Origin of the sequence: Bartonella refiksaydamii, from assembly GCF_902652675.1 — a bacterium.
Lineage (GTDB): Bacteria > Pseudomonadota > Alphaproteobacteria > Rhizobiales > Rhizobiaceae > Bartonella > Bartonella refiksaydamii.
Map to the genome: position 1 here is coordinate 1 of NZ_LR736384.1, position 1,048 is coordinate 1,048.

Consider the following 1,048-nt stretch of genomic DNA (forward strand, 5'->3'; position numbering starts at 1 on the left):
TAGAGCAAACCAGCAGAGAAACGCGCACCGGAAAAGCCTGCTTTGGTAAGCCGATGCTGATAGGTTACCTCTCCATGAATTGCAAATTTTTCAGACAATTGCGCATTAAAACCAAGCCCAGCCTCTAGGGAAGAACCAAAAGCTCCTAACTGAAAATCTTTTTTAAAAGAAACAAACTGTCTATCTCCAGAACTATGCAAAAGATAAAGCTTACTATAGAAGGAAATAATACGCCCCTCTTCTGAGCCCGCAAGAACCCTAGTTAAACGCCCACCAAAACGCGCCATCCATTGATGAAATTTTCCCATATCAACATCAAGATTATCAACATCACGAACGCGATCAAACTGAAGATGCTGATAAACAAGCTGAACCTGCGGCTCAAAAAGTAAACCTTTATGCTCCATTGTAAATGTTTTACCAATGGTCAAAGAAGTACTAAGCTGTTTACCCTTTAATGTTGCTGCCTTACCTCGTGCAAGCGTGAAAACATCTCCCCTAAAAAGACCGTAAGATAACAGCCCATCCATATAAAAACCCGCATCATGTTGTAGACTTCCATAAGCAGCAACAGACCATTTATCAAAGGTACTCTTTTTACTTTGTTCAACATTGAGAGGATGTAGAGAGAGATTTCCATAAGTCCCCGTGACTCCAAAGAATGTACGACTGTATAAACTTTCAATTTCTTTCAATAAAACACCTGCTTCCACCGCAGTATAATCGAGTTCAGATCCATACCCATACTCAAAAGCAGACAAATTTGAAGTATAATGATGACTTCCACCATAACCACGAACAAAAAACGCTGGGTGTTCACCGCTTTTTAAAGAATCGTGAGAAACATTTCGCATTAGCTCCAATTTTTTATTTTGAGTAGTAAGATCCATCAAACCAGCGTGGAATAAAGCATTTGGTAGAAGGAGATAAGTTGGTAATTGCGGAACAACAGCTCTGATTCCGAAATCGGGTTGAATATCAGGCTTAACAGGAACAGGCGGAGGTGGTAGTGGATCTATTGGATCAGATGCTGCAGGTGTAAATGGAG

1 protein-coding gene is annotated in these 1,048 nt (G+C 40.6%); it reads right to left on the reverse strand.

Annotated elements, in window-relative coordinates; translation table 11 throughout:
- The coding region (locus GQO39_RS08665) for an autotransporter outer membrane beta-barrel domain-containing protein (RefSeq protein ID WP_156851791.1) at positions 1 to 1,048 on the reverse strand (1,048 nt) is incomplete at both ends.